Annotated in this window: 16 protein-coding genes and 1 pseudogene; 10 read left to right on the forward strand and 7 right to left on the reverse strand. The window is 72.8% G+C overall.

Annotated features, from left to right (window positions below):
• Position 1 precedes the first annotated feature (1 nt).
• Positions 2-2,068 carry a cellulase family glycosylhydrolase gene (locus ACQP2Y_RS20215; RefSeq protein WP_433730491.1) on the forward strand — a complete coding sequence of 689 codons (2,067 nt, stop codon included), beginning with the start codon at positions 2-4 and terminating at the stop codon, positions 2,066-2,068.
• Between the two features lie 338 nt (positions 2,069-2,406).
• Here the strand turns inward: ACQP2Y_RS20215 and ACQP2Y_RS20220 are convergent, their stop codons facing one another.
• A complete protein-coding gene (locus tag ACQP2Y_RS20220; RefSeq protein ID WP_433730493.1) occupies positions 2,407-3,663 on the reverse strand; it encodes a M20 metallopeptidase family protein in 1,257 nt (418 codons plus the stop codon).
• A 266-nt stretch (positions 3,664-3,929) separates the two neighbouring features.
• Between ACQP2Y_RS20220 and ACQP2Y_RS20225 the strand changes: the two genes are divergently transcribed.
• Complete coding sequence (locus ACQP2Y_RS20225) at positions 3,930-6,611, forward strand: M14 family zinc carboxypeptidase (protein ID WP_433730495.1); 2,682 nt, start codon at positions 3,930-3,932, stop codon at positions 6,609-6,611.
• Positions 6,612-6,791: 180 nt separating this feature from the next.
• On the opposite strand, the pseudogene ACQP2Y_RS20230 reads toward ACQP2Y_RS20225, so the two are convergent.
• The 3 genes and pseudogenes from ACQP2Y_RS20230 to ACQP2Y_RS20240 all read right to left on the reverse strand — a co-directional run.
• Positions 6,792-7,127 (reverse strand): annotated as a pseudogene (locus tag ACQP2Y_RS20230) (DedA family protein); the annotation flags it as partial.
• Positions 7,128-7,568: 441 nt separating this feature from the next.
• Positions 7,569-7,814, reverse strand: a complete 246-nt coding sequence (locus ACQP2Y_RS20235) for a PspC domain-containing protein (protein ID WP_360826075.1) — start codon at positions 7,812-7,814, stop codon at positions 7,569-7,571.
• 198 nt (positions 7,815-8,012) lie between these two features.
• Positions 8,013-9,521 (reverse strand): FAD-dependent oxidoreductase, encoded by a 1,509-nt coding sequence (locus ACQP2Y_RS20240; RefSeq protein WP_433730497.1) that lies wholly within the window; start codon positions 9,519-9,521, stop codon positions 8,013-8,015.
• Positions 9,522-9,766: 245 nt separating this feature from the next.
• On the opposite strand from ACQP2Y_RS20240, the gene ACQP2Y_RS20245 reads away from it, so the two are divergent.
• Both ACQP2Y_RS20245 and ACQP2Y_RS20250 read left to right on the forward strand, forming a co-directional pair.
• Positions 9,767-11,164 (forward strand): PepSY-associated TM helix domain-containing protein, encoded by a 1,398-nt coding sequence (locus tag ACQP2Y_RS20245; protein ID WP_433730499.1) that lies wholly within the window; start codon positions 9,767-9,769, stop codon positions 11,162-11,164.
• Positions 11,161-12,006 carry an aldo/keto reductase gene (locus ACQP2Y_RS20250; protein WP_433730501.1) on the forward strand — a complete coding sequence of 282 codons (846 nt, stop codon included), beginning with the start codon at positions 11,161-11,163 and terminating at the stop codon, positions 12,004-12,006. The genes ACQP2Y_RS20245 and ACQP2Y_RS20250 overlap by 4 nt, the downstream gene beginning before the upstream one ends.
• Here the strand turns inward: ACQP2Y_RS20250 and ACQP2Y_RS20255 are convergent.
• Positions 12,003-12,686, reverse strand: a complete 684-nt coding sequence (locus tag ACQP2Y_RS20255; protein ID WP_433730503.1) for a DivIVA domain-containing protein — start codon at positions 12,684-12,686, stop codon at positions 12,003-12,005. The genes ACQP2Y_RS20250 and ACQP2Y_RS20255 overlap by 4 nt on opposite strands.
• 109 nt (positions 12,687-12,795) lie before the next feature.
• On the reverse strand, positions 12,796-14,181 hold the full coding sequence (locus tag ACQP2Y_RS20260; RefSeq protein ID WP_433730505.1) for an AI-2E family transporter: 1,386 nt from the start codon (positions 14,179-14,181) through the stop codon (positions 12,796-12,798).
• A gap of 205 nt (positions 14,182-14,386) precedes the next feature.
• On the opposite strand from ACQP2Y_RS20260, the gene ACQP2Y_RS20265 reads away from it, so the two are divergent.
• The 5 genes from ACQP2Y_RS20265 to ACQP2Y_RS20285 are packed head-to-tail and all read left to right on the forward strand — an operon-like array spanning position 14,387 to position 19,038.
• Positions 14,387-15,088 carry a ThuA domain-containing protein gene (locus ACQP2Y_RS20265; protein WP_433730507.1) on the forward strand — a complete coding sequence of 234 codons (702 nt, stop codon included), beginning with the start codon at positions 14,387-14,389 and terminating at the stop codon, positions 15,086-15,088.
• Positions 15,073-16,167 (forward strand): Gfo/Idh/MocA family protein, encoded by a 1,095-nt coding sequence (locus tag ACQP2Y_RS20270; protein WP_433730509.1) that lies wholly within the window; start codon positions 15,073-15,075, stop codon positions 16,165-16,167. The genes ACQP2Y_RS20265 and ACQP2Y_RS20270 overlap by 16 nt, the downstream gene beginning before the upstream one ends.
• Positions 16,167-17,297 carry a hypothetical protein gene (locus tag ACQP2Y_RS20275; protein ID WP_433730511.1) on the forward strand — a complete coding sequence of 377 codons (1,131 nt, stop codon included), beginning with the start codon at positions 16,167-16,169 and terminating at the stop codon, positions 17,295-17,297. Before ACQP2Y_RS20270 ends, ACQP2Y_RS20275 begins: the two co-directional genes overlap by 1 nt.
• The gene (locus tag ACQP2Y_RS20280; RefSeq protein WP_433730513.1) at positions 17,294-18,208 is read left to right on the forward strand and encodes an ABC transporter ATP-binding protein; all 915 of its coding nucleotides are present in this window, start codon (positions 17,294-17,296) and stop codon (positions 18,206-18,208) included. Before ACQP2Y_RS20275 ends, ACQP2Y_RS20280 begins: the two co-directional genes overlap by 4 nt.
• Complete coding sequence (locus ACQP2Y_RS20285) at positions 18,205-19,038, forward strand: ABC transporter permease (protein WP_433730515.1); 834 nt, start codon at positions 18,205-18,207, stop codon at positions 19,036-19,038. The genes ACQP2Y_RS20280 and ACQP2Y_RS20285 overlap by 4 nt, the downstream gene beginning before the upstream one ends.
• Here the strand turns inward: ACQP2Y_RS20285 and ACQP2Y_RS20290 are convergent.
• A complete protein-coding gene (locus ACQP2Y_RS20290; protein WP_433730517.1) occupies positions 19,035-19,802 on the reverse strand; it encodes an esterase/lipase family protein in 768 nt (255 codons plus the stop codon). The genes ACQP2Y_RS20285 and ACQP2Y_RS20290 overlap by 4 nt on opposite strands.
• A 46-nt stretch (positions 19,803-19,848) precedes the next feature.
• Here ACQP2Y_RS20290 and ACQP2Y_RS20295 point away from each other — a divergent pair, with 46 nt between their 5' ends.
• Positions 19,849-20,886 carry a Gfo/Idh/MocA family protein gene (locus ACQP2Y_RS20295; RefSeq protein ID WP_433730519.1) on the forward strand — a complete coding sequence of 346 codons (1,038 nt, stop codon included), beginning with the start codon at positions 19,849-19,851 and terminating at the stop codon, positions 20,884-20,886.
• The last annotated feature ends 1 nt before the right edge of the window (position 20,887 follow it).

Genomic DNA, 20,887 nt, shown 5'->3' on the forward strand with positions numbered 1-20,887 from the left:
CGTGGGGGCGGTCGCCACGCTGGTGGCCGGGCTCGGCGTCGCCACCGCAACCAGCGCGAACGCGGCCGCGGGCTGCCGGGTCACCTACGCCAACGCGGGGCAGTGGCCCGGCGGCTTCACCGCCAACGTGACGGTCACCAACCTTGGCGACCGGATCGACGGCTGGCGGCTGGGCTGGACCTTCGCCACCGGACAGGCGGTCAGCCAGGCCTGGAACGCGACGGTGACCGCGGCCGGCACCCAGGTCACCGCGGTGAACGTGGGGCACAACGCGGTGCTGGCGACCAACGGCTCGGCCTCGTTCGGCTTCAACGGCACCTGGACCGGCAGCAACCCGGCGCCGACGGAGTTCACCCTCAACGGTGTCGCCTGCACCGGCAGCGTCGGCCAGCCCAGCCAGTCGCCGAGCGCACCCGGCCCCGGCCCGTCGGCAAGCAGCTCGCCCTCCACGCCACCGACCACCCCGCCGCCGGCCGGCAACGCGATGGCCACGGTCGCCGCCATGCAGCCCGGCTGGAACCTCGGGAACTCGCTGGACGCCACCGGCGCCGACGAGACCTCCTGGGGCAATCCGCGGATCACCGAGGCTCTGCTGGAGGGGCTCAAGGCGCAGGGTTTCAAGAGCATCCGGATCCCGGTGACCTGGGGCCAGCACCAGAGTGGCGCGCCGGACTACACCATCGACGCCGCCTACCTGGCCCGGGTCAAGGAGGTGGTCGGCTGGGCCCTGGACGACGGCTTCTACGTCATGGTCAACATCCACCACGACTCCTGGCAGTGGATCAACACGATGCCGACCGACCGGACCACCGTGCTGGCCCGCTACAACGCGACCTGGACCCAGCTCGCCGCCGCATTCCGTGACTCCCCGGCGAAGCTGGTGCTGGAAAGCGTCAACGAGCCGCAGTTCACCGGCAGCTCCGGTGACGCCCAGAACGCGGACCTGCTCAACGAGCTGAACACGTCCTTCCACACGATCGTCCGCGACTCCGGCGGCGGCAACGCGACCCGGCTGCTGGTGCTGCCAACCCTGCACACCTCGGCCGACCAGGCCCGCCTCGACGAGCTGACCGCGACGTTCACCGCGATGAACGACCCGAACCTGATCGCCACGGTCCACTACTACGGCTACTGGCCGTTCAGCGTGAACATCGCCGGCGGCTACCGCTTCGACGCCACGGCGCAGAAGGACCTGACCGACATGTTCGACCGGATCTCGACCACCTTCGTGGCCCGGGGCATCCCGGTGATCATCGGCGAGTACGGCCTGCTCGGCTTCGACCGGCACGTCGGCACCATCGAGCAGGGCGAGAAGCTCAAGTTCTTCGAGCTGTTCGGCGCCCAGGCGCGGGCGAAGAACGTGACCACCATGCTGTGGGACAACGGTCAGCACTTCGGCCGCACCTCGCTGCAGTGGTCCGATCCGGAACTGATCGCCCAGATCAAGTCGAGCTGGACCACCCGCTCCGGCACGGCCGCGAGCGACCTGGTCTTCAGCGCCCGCTCGGCCGCCATCACGAGCAAGACGGTGACGCTGAACCTCAACGGCACCACCTTCACCGGGCTGCGCCAGGGCAGCACCGAACTGGTCCGCGACACCGACTACACCATCTCCGGCGACCAGCTGACGCTCACGGCCGCGCTGCTCACCCGCCTGTCCGGCTCCCGGGCGTACGGCGTCAACGCGACCCTGCACGTTCACTTCTCCACCGGCGTGCCGTGGCGCCTCAACCTGATCACCCACGACACTCCGACCCTGTCGGCCGCAACGGGCACCACCAGTGCGTTCACCATCCCCACCACCTTCCGTGGCGACCAGCTCGCCACCATGGAGGCCACCTACGCCGACGGCAGCAACGCCGGCCCGCAGAACTGGACCCCGTTCAAGGAGTTCGACTACACCTTCGCCCCGGACTACCCGGCCAACGTCATCACCCTGAAGCCGGAGCTCTTCGCCGAGGTCAACGACGGCTCCCGGGTAACCCTGAAGTTTCACTTCTGGAGCGGCGCCGTGGTGACCTACTACGTCACCAAGTCCGGCACGACGGTGACCGGCACCGTGGCATAACGAACCCCCTCAGAACCGGACCGGGGACGACGCAGCCCGCGAATTGCGTTCGCACGGGCGTCGTCCCCGGTCCACCTCTCATCCCGGCCCGGGTCGGGCCGCTGGTCCTGGCTCGGTCCATTGCGCGTCTCCGGTCCCGCATCGGGGCCGGTTCCGGCCGCGTCTTGGTCCGGGCCATTAAGCGTTGCTGCGGCGGCTCGTCCCGCATCCCGGCTTCGCCCGGCATCCCGGCTCGTTCCGCATGCGGGCTCGCCCGGCATCCCGGCTCGTTCCGCATCCGGGCTCGCCCGGCATCCCGGCTCGTTCCGCATCCGGGCTCGCCCGGCATCCCGGCTCGGTCATGCCTCCGGGTTGACTGCGCGCTTGGCCAGCCAGCCTGCCATCGCGCGGACGCCGTGGCCGATGGCCCGCTCGTCCGGGTTGAAGGCGCCGAAGTGCGGATAGCTCGTCTCGATCGCGGCCCCGGGCGATCGGACACCGAGGAAGGTGTACGTGCCGGGAATCCGGTTCAGGAACAGCGCGAAATCCTCACCGCTGAACGGGATCGCGGCATACGCCGTCCCCACCCGGCCACGACCGGCCGTGTGCTGCAAGTGCCGCTTGAGTGCCAGGGCTTCCTTCGGCGGACACACCATGGCCGGGAAGGGGTCCTTCGGGAAATCCACCGTGGCCGGGCCGGCAGACCGGGCCAGCCGTCGGATGTCGTCGCGGACCCCGGCATACCGCTCCTCGGGCCAGCAGCGGTAGGACACCCGAACTTCCGCCCGATCCCCGGCCGGGACGCCGGCCTGCATGGCGACGAACTCGGCCAGCGGTCCGTCCGGCGTCTGGAAGTCGGCCACGAGTCGTTCGAGGTCCGCGCCGGTGCTCGGCCGCGACACCGTGCCCAGCGCGCTGATCTCCGCGGCGAGCTGCCGTGCCCGTGCCACTGCGTCGGGTCCGGTGAGGGTGATGACGCCGCGATCCTGGCCGGGCAGGCCATACCCGGGCGTGACAACGAACTGGCCGACCGGGAACGGGCCGCAATGCAGGGCGTGGATCTCGGCCGGACGCACCCGCCCGAGCACATCCGCGTCGAGCATCGCGGCGGCACCGGCGAGCGTCTCCTCGGCGGGCTGGAAGAAGAAGGCCACGGTGCCGGCGAGGCGGTGTCTCAGGCGTGCCAGCACCTCCGCGACCCCTACGCCCACTGTGGTGTGCAGGTCGTGCCCGCACAGATGGGCTGCCTGGGGGCCACCGCCCACCTGGTCACCTGGCGCGACCGCGTCCATGTCCGCCCGATAGGCGACCGTCCGGCCGCGCCGTGAGCCGGTCAGCAGACCCACGACGCCGTGCCCGCCGACGCCCGTGGTGACGTGGAGCCCGGCCGCCCGCAGGCGTTGGGCGACCACTTCGGCGGTTCGCTTCTCCTGACCCGAGGTCTCGGGATGACTGTGTAGCTGGCGGCGCAGATCGATCAGACTGCCGTCTAACCTGGCCGCCACTGCGTCCACCGCGTGCTGGTCCACCGGGCCTCGCCGGGGGCCGCCGCTGGCGTGCGCCGCCCCCGCGGGCGCCAGCCCTGCTCCAATGAGGCCGGCGGCGCTGCCGAGCACAAGCCGCCGGCTGACGATGCGGTCCCCCGAATCCGACATGGTCCCTCCTCCAAGAGCGCGGCTGCCCCGCGGCGAGCCGGTCGACAAGAGCCTGTCGCACCCGACCGGGGCGGCACATTGCAGCCAGCCCCCTTGTCTACCGGGGGTTAACCCCACTGTCCGCCGGACGGTGTGATGGGAGGATCGGTATGGCGAGGATTCACCGTCGTCATTGCGATGTCGCGGGTCCCCGCGAGAAGGTCAGGGGCACGTCAAGGAGGTGCTTTGTGGACGCGTCACGGGCGTTGACCGGACTCTGTGCCCTGCTGCTCGCCGTCGGAGCCGGCGCCGGTCCGGCTTCGGCCGCACCGGGCGATCCCGCGCCGGCCAATCCTGCACCGGCCCAAGCCGCGCCGGCCAATCCCGCACCAGCTCAAGCCGCGCTCGCCGATCCCGCGCTCGCCGATCCCGCGCTCGCCGATCCCGCGCTGGCGGATCCGGCGCCGGCCGATCCCGCGCCGGGAAGCTCGACGACCAGGGAATTCGGCAACGGCCCGGAGCGCCACGAGGTAGCCGCGACGGCCCCCGAGATCCGTGGCTCGGCCGCCACGCCGCTGAGCGCCACCCCGGACCAGCGATGGACCCCGAAGCGCCAGGGCTACCCCCGCCAGACCGACCTGCGCGTCTACCCACAGGACCCGACCGACAAGTCGATCAAGCTCGGCCTGGTGCCGTACCACGAGATCGCGCCCCGGCTCAACGCCCTGCAGGATGCCTCCGACCGGGTCTCCGCCGAGGTGGTCGGCCATTCCGCCCTCGGCCGCGACCTCTACCTCGTCACCGTGACCGCCCCGGAGTCGGCCGCCGAGGCGGCCCGGCAGGACCGCTGGCGGGCGCTGATCGAGGACGACCCGCGGGCCGCCGCCCGCGACCGGGCCCTGCACCGCGGCTACAAGACCCCGGTCTGGATCAACGCGAACATCCACGGCGACGAGTGGGAGGGCACCGACGGCGCCCTGCGGGTCATCGAACGCCTCGCCACCGCCACCGACCGAGCCACCGCCTCCTTGTTGCGGCGGACCAGGTTCTACGTGACGGTCACCAACAATCCGGACGGCCGCATCGCCGGGACCCGGGTCAACGGCGCCGGCTTCGACATCAACCGCGACCATGCGACCAGTTCGCAGCCGGAGTCGCGGGCCGTGCGCGACGTTGTCATCGGCACCCAGCCGCTCGTGATGCTCGACGAGCACGGCTACACCGGCGCGACCCTGATCGAGCCGGCCACGCCGCCGCACGGGCAGAACTACGAATACGACCTCTACATCAAGCACGCGCTGCCGAACGCTCTGGGCATGGAGGCCGCGGTCAAGCAGCTGGGCCTGCCCGGGACCGAGAGCGTCGACATCCCGTTCCGGGACTACGCGCCGGGGGACTGGGACGACTGGCCGCCGATCTTCACCCCGATGTACGCGATCTACCAGGGCGCCGTCGGGCACACCGTGGAGATCCCGTGGCAGGTCAACCGTGGTGTCTACGCCAGCCTGCCGGTCGAGGAGCTGCGCCGCCGTTCCGCGGTCAACACCGCCGTGGCCACCGCCACCATCGAGGCCGCCCTGACCTACGCCGACACGCATCGGGCGTCGCTGCTCGCCGGTCAGATCGAGCAGTTCCGCCGGGGCTGGGCCGGTGCGCCTTCGCCGCGCATCCCGGACGGTTTCGTGCCCGGCTTCGGACCTGAGGACCGGTATTCGACCGAGTTCCCGCGCGCCTACGTCATCCCGGTCGGTGCGGGCCAGCGCTCGGCTCCCGCGGCTGCCCGGCTCGTCGACCACCTGGTGGCCCACGACGTGCGGGTGACCAAGGCCCGCCGGGCCTTCTCACTCAACGGCCGGCGCTACCCCGCCGGGTCCTACCTCGTCGACATGCACCAGCCCAAGCGCGGCCTGGCCAACGTGCTGCTCGAGGCGGGCCGGGACATCTCGGCGCTGGTTCCGCAGATGTACGACATCTCAGGCTGGAGCCACCGCCTGCTGTGGGGCGCCTCGGTCGACATCAGCCGCACGGCCGCCCCGAGGGTGAGCACCACGCCGGTCAAGGCCGCCTCCGCGGTCGGGTCAGTCACCGCCGGCAAGCGCCGCGACCTGGCGCTGCAACTGCGCGATCCGGCCGACGTCCGAGCCACGAACGCTCTGCTCGACCTGGGCATCAAGCTCCGGCACACCGACGCGGGCACCGTCGTGGTCCCGGCCGCTGCGCGCCCCGAGGCCGCAGCTCTGGCCAGGCGTTTCGGGGTACGTTTCAGCGCCGCGCCCCGCGGCTCCGCCGGCACCCCGTTCAGCCGTCCGGTGCTGGCCGCCGCGGTCGCCGCGGACGAGCTGTTCGCGTTGCGTGAGATGGGCTTCGAAGTACGCCCCGTCTCCACGGCCCTGCTGAACGCCGGCGCCGACCTGTCCGGCGTGGACACCCTGGTTGTCTCCTCCGGGTTGTCGTACGCGCAGCTCACGCCGACCGGCAAGGCGTCGGTCGACGACCTGCTCAGCCGCGGTGGCGTGGTGACGCGGGGCGCGACCGGCGCGGCCTTCAACGCGGCGGCGGGCCTGCTGCCGGCGACGGCGGTGCCCGGCCGCGGTGACGCGAACGGGGTCGTCGCGGTCACCAACACCGGAGCGGTAATCGGCCTCGACGCGCTGCCGCACGCGTTCGTCTACTCGCCGATCTGGTTCGCCGGCTCCGGCTTCACGGTCGAGCAGCGCTACGCCGCCGATCCACTGGTGGCCGGTCACTGGCTGCCGACCGGGCCCGGTGTAGGCGGGCCGGACCAGGCGGCCGGGCAGGCCTCGGTCGTCTCGGGCCGGACGGCGCGCGGGGGCCGGGCGGTGCTCTTCGGCACCGAGCCGCTGTTCCGCGCCCACCCGAAGGGCCTGTACGCCGAGTTCGCCCGAGCCCTCTACTGGTCCGCCGGCTAGCGCGGCAGCCGGCGAACGGCGGAACAACCGCACAGCGAAAGGAACCACACCCAGGCAGGTAGCCGCGACGGCGGTGAGCACGACGCCGACCCCACCGGTCGAGTCGGCGCTCGCCGTCGCCGCGCCGACCCCGGCGAACGTGCCGACCCACAGCACCGTGCCCAGCGCCGACCAGCCCAGGAAACGGCCGAACGGCATCCGGGCCACGCCGGCCACGATCGGCACGATCGCGTGGATCACCGCGACGAAGCGCACCGCCACCAGCGCCGAGGCGCCACGTTCGCGCAGGTAGTCCTCGGCGCGGTCGAAGCGTTCGGCGCCGATGCGGCGGCCCAGGCGGGTGCTGCGCAGGCGGGTGCCGAAGACGCGGCCGATCGCGTACCCGCAGATCTGCCCGGTCAGGGCACCCGCCGTGCCCGCCGCGACCGCCAGGGCGAAGCCGCCCGGGCCGTGCAGCGAGGCGGCCAGCATGACCACGGACTCGCCCGGCACGAGCAGCCCGAGCAGGAACGTCATCTCGACGGTGGCCGAGAGGTACGTGAAGAGCAGGACCGACCACTCATCGAGCGTGGTCAGCCGGTCGACGAGAACGGTCGCGGCGTTGAGCAGGTCTGCGAGCACAGGATCAGCCTGGTCGATCGATGTCACCGGGGATATCGGTTTTAGCCCCGAGAAACCCCTGATCCCGCCTCAGGGTGACCAGGCACACGCGACGAGGTGGCCGGGGACGAGCGGAAAGCTGGGCGGGGAGGCGCGGAAAGCTGGGCGGGGACGCGCGCGGGGGTGGCCGGGACAGGCGAAGAGGTGGGCGAGGACGCGCGAGGGGGTGACCGGTGGCACGCGAGCAGGCGGCCGGGACAGGCGAAGGGGTAGGCGGGGACGCGCGAACAAGCAACCAAGGGCACGCGAAAGGCCCGGCCGCGAACGGCCGGGCCTTGCTCGACGGGGCGGGGGCGGTCAGGCCGCCGGCGGGTACGTCGAAGCGTAGGAGTGCTCCTCGGACGGCATCAGGATCCACAGCACCGGGTAGATCAGGATCTGGCTACCGGGGATCACGAACAGGGTCAGGACGAACAGCACCCGCGTCAGCCACGGGTCGAGCCCGAACCGTCGGGCCAGTCCCGCACACACGCCGGCGAGCATCCGGCCCTCGCGCGGGCGGACCAGTCCCTGGCGGGCCATGGAGTCGTGGACGGTGTTCATGGTGTCTCGCTTTCCTTGCCGGTGGCGTCGAACTTGACCCTTGAACAGTCCCATCCGCCCGGCCCCAGACACATCGGGGAACGCCCCTGGCCGAGCCCTGAGCCACCGTCTCGGGGTCACACCGCCGAGCGGTCAGCGCCGGGAGGGGTCAGAAAGGCGAGCGGTCAGAAAAGGCGAGCGGTCAGCCGAGGCGAGCGGTCAGCGCCCCCGAGCGAGCAGACCGCGCGGAGCCACCGACCACACCTGATTCGGCCCCACCCCGTACCGCTCCAGGATCGCGTTGACAGCCAGGATCGCCGAGGCGGCCGCGCGTTCCATCAGCGCCGACGGGAACGGCATCCGGACCCAGTCGCCCGCCAGATACAACCCGTCGGCGTCGGTGACCACACCCGGGCGGCCCGCGTCGCTGCCCACGTTGAAGGCGGGCGCGTCCTGGCCCACTCGTTCCTCGACGTGCAGGATCGTCATGTCGACCGTCTCCGGCCAGAGGCCGCCCAGTTCCGTCCACATCCGCTTGGTCAGCTCGGCCGCCTCCAGGCCGGTCGGCGCCGCGTACGCGTGCAGTTCGATGACCGACCCGCCGATCCGCCGCGCCCATTGGCCGGCGCCGCGTTCGATGCGGTGGTACAGCGTGACCGAGTCCAGCGTCGCCTCCCGGGAGACGCTGCTGAAGACCGCCCGCTCCGGCCGGCAGTCGCGGTCGGTCCAGAGGCGGCTGACCGCGTACGGGGCCGTGGTCTCGATCGCGGCGAGCTGGGCGGCCAGCTCCGGCGCGTGCCCCGCCAGGCCGGGGGAGGCTGCCGCGATGGTACGGGCGGCGCCGGGGTCAGCGGCGAGCACGACGTGGTCCGCGGTGAGCCGTTCGCCGTCGTCGAGGGTGACCGTCCAGCCCGGCTCGACGCTCTCGACGGTAGCGCCGGTGCGGATCTCTCCGCCCAGCGCCTCGAACTGGCGGGCCAGCGGCGTCCAGATCGCCGTCTCGTAGTCCTGGGTGGGCGCGTCGAAGTCCAGGCCTTCCGGGTTGCGCAGAAAGTAGAAGTGGAACTGCATCAGCATCTCGGCCGCCGACATGTCCTCCTGGTGGTTGAAGAACGAGTGGGCGAACACGTCGAAGAGCATGGCCCGGGCCCGTGGCGGCATGCCCAGCGAGTCGAGGAAGTCCTTGGCCGAGACGTCGTCGAAGTTCCGGTACGTCTCGTCGCGGTCGTAGCTGAGCAGCGGCAGAGCAGCCGTGCCGTCGAGTCCGCGCAGCTCGCGCAGCCGCATGCTGGGGGAGCGGGCCAGCAGCGCGAGCAGGTTGGCCGGCGGGGTCTTGGGCAGCCCGGCGAAGCTCTCCTCGGGCCACTCCTGCGAGATGATCGGGTAGCGCCCGGCCGGCTGCAGGAACGACAGAGTCGGGTCGATGCGGCGCAGCACGTTGCGCCAGTTGTAGTACTGCCGGAAGAAGCCGTGGAAGCCGTGCTCGACCATGTGCCGGGTGCCGTCGGGCAGCGTGCTCGGCCAGGCGGCCAGCCGGCCACCGAGCTGGGCGGCCCGTTCCAGCAGGGTCACCCGGACGCCGCGTTCGGCGAGCAGCAGGGCCGCCGTCACGCCGGCGATCCCGCCGCCGACGACCACCGCGGTCACCGGCGTGGCCACGGTGCGGGGCAGGTCCGGGCGGGACCGTACGACACGGTGGGCGCGCTCGCCGCCAAGACGTCGGATCACGGTGTCAGGTCCCCCATCAGAAGTGCGAATGCGGGCCTATGCCCGTCCGCCGACCTTACAACCGCACTTCGCCCGCTTTTCCGGGCGCGGGCGGGAAATGGGCGCCGCGTGGCGGGAACTGATCGGCCCCGCCGGCCGACCTGTCTGCCGGACGCCGAACGCCTCGGCGGCCACCCCGCCGCCGACCCCCGAGGACAGCCGATGACGATCCCCGCAGCCGTGCCGCCGAACTCCGAGGACCGCTGATGACCATCACGGAAGAGGCCGTGCCGGGTGCCGGCACCCGCGACACCACGGTACGGCGCCAGTCCGCGTTCGGGGCGCTGCTGCTGCGCCTGCACTTCTACGCCGGCGTCCTGGTCGCGCCGTTCCTGCTCGTCGCGGCGGTGACCGGACTGCTCTACACGATCACCCCGCAGCTCGACGCGAGTCTCTACCGCGACCAGCTGACCGCCGCATCCGCCGGGGACGGCCCGGCGCTGCCCCTGGCGGACCAGATCGCCGCCGCCCGCGCCGCGCACCCCGCCGGCACACTGTCGGCGGTCCAGCCGGGCACGGGCGATGCCACCACCCGGATCGTGTTCTCCCTGCCCGAACTCGGCGAGAAGCAGCACACCGTCCACGTCGACCCGGGCACCGGCCGCGTGCAGGGCACGCTCACCACCTGGTACGGCTCCACCCCGGTCACCACCTGGCTCGACGACCTGCACCGCAACCTGCACCTCGGGGCGGCCGGCCGGTTCTACTCCGAGCTGGCCGCCAGCTGGCTCTGGGTGATCGCGCTCGGTGGCGTCGTCCTGTGGTGGCGGCGGTCGCGTGGACGCCGGCTGCTCGTGCCCGAGTTGTCCGCGAAGAAGGGGGTGCGGCGTACCCGGAGCTGGCACGCGGCGACCGGCCTGTGGCTGGCGGTGGGCCTGCTCATCCTGTCCGCCACCGGACTGACCTGGTCCCGGTACGCCGGCGGCAACTTCACCGCGGTCCTCGACACCTTCGACGCCCACCAGCCGGAGCTGGCTACCGCCGTCGCTGCCGAGCCGGCCGGCGGGCACCACGGTGGCGCGGCGGGACCGGCCGGGGCCGTCGATCCGGCCGCCGCCGACACCGTGTGGAGTGTGGCGCGGCAGCACGGGATGACCGGGCCGGTCGAGCTGACCGTGCCCGAGGAGGCGAACGCGGCCTGGACCGTGGCGGGCATCGACAACACCTGGCCCGTGGGGCTGGACCGGGTCGCCGTGGATCCGCAGACCTCGGCGGTGGTGGCCCGCAGCGACTTCGCCGACTGGCCGGTGCTCTCCCAGCTCAGCAAGCTCGGCGTGCAGGCCCACATGGGCAAGCTGTTCGGCGTGTTCAACCAGGTGCTGCTGGCGGCGCTGGCCGTCGGGCTGATCTGCGTGATCGTCTGGGGCTACCGGATGTGGTGGCAGCGGCGGCCGACCCGGGCCGAACGCCGGGCGGTCGTGGGTGCGCCGCCGGCCCGCGGTGCGTGGCTGGGGTTGCCGGCCTGGGCCGTCGCGGTCGGTGTGCCGGTGGTGTTCGCCCTAGGCTGGGCGTTGCCGCTGTTCGGCGTACCCCTGGCGGGTTTTCTGTTGGTGGACGCGATCGTCGGTGGCCTTCGGGCGAGAAGGGTGGCACCGCGCACATGACAGTGAGCACCTACCGCATCGGTGACCGGGTGGTCCGGCGCCTGGGCTTCGGGGCCATGCACCTGCCCACGGCGCCCGCGGCGGCCCGGCGCAACGCCGTCGCGGTGGCTCGCCGGGCCGTCGAGCTGGGCGTGACCCTGATCGACACCGCGCACCTCTACGGCTGGGGTGCCAACGAGGAGCTGCTCGCCGAGGCGCTCTACCCGTACCCGGAAGATCTGCTCATCGCCACGAAGGTCGGGGTCGCCCCGCCGGATCCGCCGCGCGAGGCGGCCGTGTGCGGGCGCCCCGAGCTGTTGCGCGACCAGGTCGAGCAGGCCCTGCGCCGGCTCCGCGTGCCCCGGCTGGAGCTGCTCCAGCTGCACCGGGTGGACCCGGACGTGCCGCTGGCCGACCAGCTCGGGGCGTTGCGGGAGATGCAGGTCGCCGGCAAGATCGGCCACATCGGGCTCTCCGAGGTCACCGTCGGCCAGCTCGCGGAGGCCCGGCGGATCGTCGACGTGGTCAGCGTGCAGAACCGCTACAACCTGCTGGACCGGGAGCACGAGCCGGTGCTGGAGGCGTGCGCCGCGGCCGGCATCGCCTTCCTGCCCTGGCGGCCCGTGCATCCGGCGGTGTCGGCGGTGACCACCGGGATCACCGCCGTCGCGGCCGAGCTGGGCGCCACCGCGGCGCAGGTCTCCCTGGCCTGGCTGCTGGCCCGCGCGCCGGTCGTGCTGCCGATCCCGGGCACGGCCTCGCTCGCCCACCTGGCCGAGAACGTCGCCGCGGCGGAGCTGGAGCTGACCGGCGAGCACCTGCGGCGCCTCGACGCCCGGCGACCGGCCGGCGGAACGGGCTAGCTCGCTCCCGGGGAGCTGTTCAGCTCCTGGAGCTGCTGGCTGATGTGGCTGTCCAGCGCCGCCTGGTAGCTCTGCGCGAGCTGGCCCAGCCGCTCGATCTCGTCCAGCAGGGCGGCGCGCTTGGTGCCCAGGCTGTTCATCGCCTCGCTGTGATTGCGACGTGCGTCACCCTCGATCGTGCCGGCCTTGAGCTGGGCCTCGCTGGTGATCTGCTCCGACTTGTTGCGGGCGTTGGCCAGCAGCGTCTCCGACTCCTGGCGGGCGTCGCGCATGTGGTCGTCGGCCGTGCGCTGGGCCATCATCAGGACCCGGGCGTTGCGGTCCTCACTGTCCGGGGAGTGCGACGGGGCGGCCGGGGCCTGGTTGCGGGCCTGCTCGAGCTGGGCCTGCACGCTGCGGGCGTTCTGCTCGGCCCGGGCCCGGGCCTCCTGCATGCGCTCCAGCTGGGCCGTGATGTCGGAGAACTCCGAGCTGAGCACCATGGTCGAGGCCGCCGGGCCGGGACCACCCGGGCCGCGCTGGACCTGACCGTGCAGGGCGCCGTTCTCCTCCAGCAGACGGATCAGCTCCTGCTCGACCTCGTCCAGGAAGGCGTCGACCTCCTCCTCGTCGTAGCCGCGCTTGCCGATCGGCGGCTTCTTGAAGGCCATGTTGTGGATGTCAGCGGGAGTTAACGGCATCGTGCTCCTTGGCGGGATCATTTCGGTTCAGGTTCTGCGCATCGATCCTACGCACGATGTCACGGCCCGCGACGTGGGTGTGATCACCCAGGCCGCGACGGCGTGCCACTCAGGGGGTCCGGGCGGCCGGCGCCGGCTCCTCGTGGTTGACCGAGCTGTCCGCCGGCGGGGGCTCGGCCGGGTCGGTCCGGCGTTCGGCGTCCTCGGCCCGGTCCTCCGCCTCGGCGGTGCCGTCGTCGGTGGCTTCGGTGCCCGGCGGCTTGCGGTCCGGGGTGGGGTCGCCGCTGGGGTGCCGGACCAGGTAGCGGATGGCGGTGTTCAGCACGGCCAGCAGCGGGACGGCGATGAGGCCGCCGACGATGCCGGCGACGACGATGCCGGTCGCGATGGCCAGGATCACCGCCAGCGGGTGCAGGGCGACCGCCCGGCCCATGATCAGCGGCTGCAGCACGTGGCCCTCGAGCTGCTGGACGGCGATGACCACGGCCAGCACGATCAGGGCGGTGACCGGGCCGTTGGCGACCAGGGCGACCAGGATCGCGACCACGCCGGTGACCGTCGCGCCGACCACCGGGATGAACGCGCCGAGGAAGACGAGCGCGGCCAGCGGCAGCGCCAGCGGCACCCGGAGCACGAACAGGCCGATGCCGATGCCGACCGCGTCCACGAAGGCCACCAGCACAGTGGCGTGCACGTACGACACCAGGGTGTGCCAGGAGTAGTGCCCGGCCCGGGCGGTCGGCACGCGGGCCTCGCGGGGCAGCAACCGGCACAGGAAGGACCAGATCTGGCCGCCGTCGCGCAGGAAGAAGAACAGCGTGAACAGCACCAGGAAGAAGCCGGTGACGACCTCGCCCAGGGTGGTGGCGGTGCTCAGCGCGCCAGAGGTCAGCGCGCCCTGGTTCTGGGTGACCGCCTGCTGGACGCGGTCGACGTACTGGCTGACCTCGGCGTTGGTCAGGTGCAGCGGGCCGCGTGACAGCCAGTCCTGCACCTCGTTGATGCCGTCGCTGACCTGCGACGACAGGCTGTCGATCTGGGAGATGAAGGTCCGCACGATGAGGCTGAGCCCGCCGAAGACCAGCAGCAGCGCGGCCACGAGGACCAGGCCGGCGGCCAGCGAGCGCTTCATCCCGCGGCGGGTCAGGGCGGCGGCGGCCGGCTGGAACAGCGCGGCCAGCAGCAGCGCGACCACCACGGGGATGATGACCACCCGCAACAGCCCGACGACCCGGAGGAAGAGGTACGCGGCCGCGACGAACAGGATGAACCGCAGGGCCCAGGCGCCGGCCGTACGGACGCTGCGGGGCAGGACGTCGTCGGTGCCCGGGCGCTGTTCCTGCACGACCAGCACCGGCGTGGCGGGCTCCTGGAGGTCACCCGGCACGAACGGCGGGGGAGCGTTCCGAGCCTCGGCCGCCGCGAGCCGTTCCCGTGCCCGGGACCGCAGGGTCTGGGCCCAGGTACCTCTCCCCGCGCTGGGCGTACCTGTCATCGGATCCTCCAGATGGTGCTGAACCACTCCGGCCGAACCGGCCGGGCAGCCTCTAACTGCCCGCATCCGGGCTGATTCACGCGTACGGCGCAGGGGTTTCGTCCGCACCGGGAATGACCGTCCCCGGGGCGGGCATTCCGCGGCTCCGGGCCGGGCCGGCAGCGGTGGTTAGGCTGGCTGTGGATCGTGGCAGGAGAGGGGACAGATGACATCTCAGCGGCGCGCACTCGTCGTCCGGGGTGGATGGGCCGGGCACGAGCCGGTCAAGGCCACCGACTTGTTCATTCCGTACCTGCGCGAGCGGGGTTTCGCCGTGGAGGTGGCGGACTCGCCGGCCCCGTACGCCGACGCCGAGCTGATGGCGGCCACCGACCTGGTGGTGCAGTGCATGACCATGGCGACGATCTCCGGCGAGGAGGTCGCCGGCCTGGTGTCCGCGGTGGAGGCCGGCACCGGCCTGGCCGGCTGGCACGGCGGGATCGCCGACGCCTTCCGGGCCAGCGCCGACTATCTGCAGCTCATCGGCGGTCAGTTCGCCGCGCACGCCGCCCGGGAGGCCCCGGGTGAGCGCACCGGCGACCAGTCCGACAACTACGTCCGGCACCGGATCACCATGACGCCGGCCGCCGCGGGACACCCGGTCACCGAGGGCATCGCCGACTTCGACCTCGACACCGAGCAGTACTGGGTGCTGACCGACGACTACATCGACGTGCTGGCGACCACGACCACCGCTGTCCGCCCGTGGGCGCCCTGGCAGCGGCCGGTGACCTGCCCGGCGGTGTGGACCAGGCAGTGGGGGCGTGGCCGGGTGTTCGTCGCCACGCCGGGGCACACCGTCGAGATCCTGCAGGATCCGAACGTGCGGACCATCGTGGAGAGAGGAATGCTGTGGGCGAGTCGTTGAGAGCCGGCATCGTCGGCGCCGGCAAGATCAGCGGCCAGTACAGCGCCACCCTCTCCCGGCTGTCGCAGGTGACGGTCACCGCGGTGGCCGACCTGGACCCGGGCCGGGCGCAGCTGCTGGCCGATCAGCACCCGGGCGCCCGGGTGGTCGCCCTGCCCGACCTGTACGCCGCACCCGACGTCGACGTGGTCCTGAACCTGACGACACCCAACCAGCACGCCGTCGTGGCCCTCGCCGCCATCGCCGCCGGCAAGCACGTCTACGGCGAGAAGCCGCTGGCCGCGACCGGTGCCGACGGGCTCGCCGTGGTCGAGGCAGCCGGCGCGGCCGGGGTGCGCCTCGCCTGTGCCCCCGACACCGTGCTCGGCACGGGCGTGCAGACCGCCCGGGCGGCCGTGGACGCGGGCGAGATCGGCGTCCCGCACGCGGCGACCGCTTTCATGACCGTGGCCGGCCACGAGCGGTGGCACCCCGACCCCGAGTTCTACTACCAGCAGGGCGGCGGACCGCTGTTCGACATGGGCCCCTACTACCTGACCACGCTGGTGCACCTGCTCGGCCCGGTCCGCCGGGTGGTCGCCATGTCCTCGCGGCCCCGGCACGAGCGGACCATCGGCGACGGCCCGCGCGCCGGCACGGCCTTCCCGGTCGACATCGACACCCACGTCACCGGGATCCTCGAGCACGAGGGCGGCGCCCTGACCACGCTGATGATGAGCTTCGACATCTGGGCCACCCATCTGCCGTTCATCGAGCTGTACGGGTCCCGCGGCTCCCTGTCGGTGCCGGATCCCAATTACTTCGCCGGTGACGTACGCCTGTTCACCGCGGGCGGCGACGCCTGGCGAGTGCTGCCACCGACGGCTGGCTACGCCGACGGGGGACGCGGGGTGGGGCTGCTGGACCTGGCCGAGGCGCTGGTCGAGGACCGGCCGCACCGCGCCGCCGCCGACGTCGCGCTGCACGTGCTGGACGTCATGGAGTCGATGGAGGTCAGCGCCCGCGGCGGTGCCTCGGTGGCCGTACGGACGACCTGCCGGCGTCCGGACCGTATCCCCGGTGTGCTCGACCTCGGCTGATGAGGCAGCTGACGGGCGCCGGGCGGACGGTGGTGGCGGGGCAGGCCCGGCGCCGGTGGAGCGTCGTGCTTGCGGTTGTGGTCGTGCTCACCGCCGTACCGGTGCTGCTGGCCCACCGGCCGGTGCCGGCGACCGGGATCGCGCCCGCCGCGCTGCGGGACCGGATCGCGGCCTCGGCCGCCCAGGTCTATCAGGGGTACGCGCAGAGCGCGGGTGCCCTCGGCCTGCCCGCGCTGCCCAACCTGGAACAGGTCACCGCCCTGGTCAGCGGCACCACCGAGATGCGCGTCTGGCGTGGCGCCTCGGACCGGTGGCGGGTGGACGTCCTCGGGCCTGGCACCGAGCAGGGCCTCTACCAGCTGCCCGGCGAGCAGTACCTCTGGTACTACGGCGAGAGTCAGCTCACCCGGATCGTCGGTGAGCAGCCGCTGCGCCTGCCCCGGGCGGCCGACCTGACGCCGCCCGAGCTGGTCCGCCGGCTGCTGAGCCTGGCCGCGGGTGATCGCCTGGAGCAGCTGCCCGGCCAGCGGATCGCCGGGGTGGTCGCGGCCGGGCTGCGGATCGTCCCGGTCACGCCGGGCACCACCGTCGCGCACATCGACGTGTGGGCCGACCCGGTCAGCGGGCTGCCCCTGCAGGCGGAGATCACCGCCCGGGGCGCCCGGCGGCCGGTGTTCGTCACCCGCTTCCTGGAGGTCTCGCTGACCGCCCCGGCCGCCGCGGTGCTGGTCCCGCCGGCTCCCGGGCCGGGCATCGGGTCGGCCACCACCTCCGCGGCCGACGTGCTGGCCGCCCTGGACCGCTGGGACTCGCTGACCCCGCCGGACAGCCTCGCCGGCTTCCCCCGGCAGGACAGCGTCGCCGGCGTGCCGGTCGTCGGCGTCTACGGCAACGGCCTGGCCCGGTTCGTGGCGCTGGGCCTGCCCGGCCGGCTCGGCGACGACGTGTTCCGCAACGCGGCCCGGTGGGGACGCCGGCTGACCGTGCCCGGCGGGGAGGCCGTGCTCATCACGGCCGGCCTGCTCAACGTCCTGGCGGTGCGGGCGGAGCGGACGTATCTGGTCACCGGCTTCGTGGACGCGCCGCTCCTGGAACGGGTGGCCGCCGATCTCGCCGGAGGGACCGCATGATCATCACCAGGGACCTGACCAAACGCTACGGCCACACCACGGCCGTACGCGGGGTCGATCTGGAGGTCCGCGAGGGCGACCGCTACGGCCTGCTCGGGCCGAACGGCTCCGGCAAGACCACCCTGATCCGGATGCTGCTGGGGCTGGTCTTCGCCACCCGCGGCGAGATCGAGGTGCTGGGCCTGCCCGTCCCTAAGCGGGTGCGGGAGGTGCTGCCGCAGGTCGGCGCCCTGGTCGAGGGCCCGGGCATGTATCCGCACCTGCCCGGGCGCACCAACCTCAACCTCTTCGACGCGGCCGGGCCGGGCGGCGGGCGCCGCGACCGGCGGCAGCGGGTCGACCAGGCCCTGGAACGGGTCGGGCTGGCCGGCATCGACCGGCGGCCGGTCCGGGCGTACTCGCTGGGCATGCGGCAGCGGCTGGGCCTGGCCGCGGCGCTGCTGCGCACGCCCCGGCTGCTGATCCTCGACGAGCCCACCAACGGGCTGGACCCGCGGGGCATCCGGGAGATCCGCGACCTGCTGACCGAGCTCAACAAAGAAGGCACGACGGTCCTGCTCTCCAGCCACCTGCTGACCGAGATCGAGGCGTTCTGCAGCCGGGTGGGCGTCATGGACAGCGGCCGGCTGGTCCTGCAGGACGACCTGGCCGCGCTGCGCGCGCCGACCGGCCGGGTGGTGCTGCACACCCCGGACGCGGACCGGGTGGTCGCGCTGCTCGACGGCCGGGTCGAGGCCCGCGACGGAGACCGGCTGACGGTACGCCACCAGGCGCCCGACGACCTCAACGCCGAGCTGGTCACCGCGGGCATCCGGGTCGTGGAACTGGCCGGTGAACGGCGCTCGCTGGAACAGGTCGTGCTGGAGGCCACCACCACGAGCTCGGACCGCGTCGAAGGGGCCACGGCATGATCCGGGTCGAACTGGCCAAGCTGTTCCGCCGCCCGCGCACGTACGTGATCGCGGCGCTGCTGTGCGCGCTGCCGTTCATCGTCGCGGTGTTCCTGGCCACCACCCGGATCCCGCCGCCACCGGGGCAGGGCGGCGCCTTCCTGTCCGCCGTGCTCAGCAACGGCGCGCTGTATCCGGCCGCCGCGATGGCCCTGGTCCTGCCGGTGCTGCTGCCGGTGTCCGTCGCCGTGCTCGCCGGTGACGCGGTGGCCGGCGAGGCATCCGCGGGCACGCTGCGCTACCTGCTGATCCGCCCGGTGGGCCGGACCCGGTTGCTGGTGGCCAAGCTGGTCTCGCTGGTGGTGTTCGTGCTCTTCGCCATCGCGACCGTGCTGGTCACGTCCTACGTCACCGGGCTGACGTTGTTCGGCGCCGAGGCCGACAGCACCGGGGTGACGCTGCCCGCAGATGTCACCTCCCTGTCCGGCGTCACGATCACCCCGGCCGGGCTGGCCTGGCGGTTGCTCGCCACGGTCGCCTACATCACGGTGTCCATGCTGGGCGTGGCGGCGATCGCGCTGTTCCTGTCCACCGTCACCGACTCGGCGCTGGGTGCGGCGATGGGGGCGCTGGCCGTGCTGGTCGTGAGCCAGGTGCTGGTGACTCTGGACGCGGCCGCCGCCGTGCGGCCGTACCTGCCGACCCGCTACTGGCTGGCCTGGATCGACTTCTTCCGCGAACCGGTGCTGTGGCGCGACATCGAACGCGGCGCCGCCCTGCAGCTGGTCTACCTGGTGGTGCTGCTCGGGGCCGCGTGGGCGAACTTCATGACCCGGGACGTGACCGACTAGGCGGGACAGGTTGCGGGCGCCGACCAGGGGGTTGTGCCGAGGGCGGCCAGCACCAGGGCGGTGACGATCGGGTCGGTTGGTAGCGCGCTGTGCGAGATGCGGGCGTCCGGGCACAGCGTCTGCACCGCCAGGTTGGTGGCGCCGTCCAGGCGGGCCGAGTCGGGTGGTTGCACGGTCTCGTCGTTGGTCGTCCAGAGCGACAGCCACGGCAGGCCGTCGGGCACCGGTTCCTCGTCGACGTCGTCGAGCAGTGCACTGCCGGGGGCGAGCTGGCGGCACGCCGCCGGGCAGGAGCCGGGGGCCAGTGCGGAGCCGGCGCCGGCGATCCGGGTGCCGTGCAGGGGTGAGCCGAGGGTGACGATCCGCCGGGCCGAGTCGGCGCTGCGGTGCCGGTCCACCCACAGTTTGACGGCGACACCACCGGCTGAGTAGCCGACGACGTCGACCGAGGGCGCCCCTTCGGCCAGGGCCGCGCGGACGGCGGCGTCGACCGTGCCGGCCTGGACGAGCAGGTCGCCGGTGCCGTCGCCGGGCAGGGTCAGCACCGTCGCGGTGCGGCCCTCGGCGCGCAGCCGGGCCGCCAGCTGCGACAGGCCGGTCCGGCTGCCGCCGTACCCGGGGACCAGCAGGACCGGTCCGGGCCTGGCCTGATCCGGGCGGGCGACCGGATCCTCGCGGTTGATCAGGCGTACGCCCACCGTCACCAGCACCGCCAGCAGGACGGCGAGGGCGGCACCGAGCATCAGGCGGCGGCGAGGAGACACTCTTCATCATGACTCGCCGGCCGTGGCACCGTACTAGGATCGGGCGGTGACGTCGTTCGCGGTCGTCGGGGCGGGTTTCCGGGCCGCGGCGTACTGGCGGCTCGCCGCCCGGCTCGACGGTCTGTCCTGTGTGGGCGCGGTGGTTCGCACGCCACGCCGGCTGCCCGTCCCGGCGTACGGGTCGGTGGAGGAGTGTCTCGCCGAGGCGCGGCCCGACTTCCTGGTGACCGCCCTGCCCCGCACGGTCAATCCGGACGTCATCATCGCCGCCGTGCAGCGCGAGGTGCCGGTGCTCGCCGAGACGCCGCCCGCCTCCGACGCCGCGGGTCTGCGTGAGCTGTGGGCCGCCGTCGGCGAGTCGGGCCTGGTGCAGGTCGCCGAGCAGTATCTGCTCATGCCCACCCACGCGGCGCGGGCGGCGGTCGTGGACCGTGGTCTGATCGGCGTGCCGAGCCAGGTGCACGTCTCGTCGACGCAGCTCTACCACGCCGTGTCGCTGATGCGGGGGCTGCTCGGCGCCGGCCGCGAGCCTGTCACCGTCCGGGCGACCCGGCATCGGGCCCCATTGCTCGATCCGTTGAACCGGGCGGGCTGGACGGGCGCCACCGAGCCGCGCCTGGCCACCACGACCATCGCCACGCTCGACTTCGGGGCCGGCCGCCGCGGCCTCTACGACTTCACCGACAACCAGACCCGCAACCAGCTGCGCTTCCGGCGCCTGCTGCTGCGGGGCAGCCACGGCGAGCTGCGCGACGACGAGGTCGTCCGGCTCGCCGGGCCGCGCACAATCGTGCGGACGCCGCTGGTGCGGGGCCGCGGCGCGCACGATCCGGACACCGGGAACATCACCCTGGGTGATGAGGTGCTCTTCCGCAACCCGTACGCGGGGCTGCGGTTCAACGATGACGAGATCGCCACCGCCGCGCTGCTCGAGGCGACCGCCGCATGGGTCCGCGGGGACGGGCCGCAGCCATATCCGCTGGCCGAGGGCGCTCAGGACCACCTGATCGGACTGGCGATCGAGGAAGCGGCCGACACCGGCCGTACCGTCACGACCAGCACGCCGCCCTGGGACGCCGGCTGAT

This window comes from Actinoplanes sp. CA-051413 (assembly GCF_050955795.1).
Classification (GTDB): domain Bacteria; phylum Actinomycetota; class Actinomycetes; order Mycobacteriales; family Micromonosporaceae; genus Actinoplanes.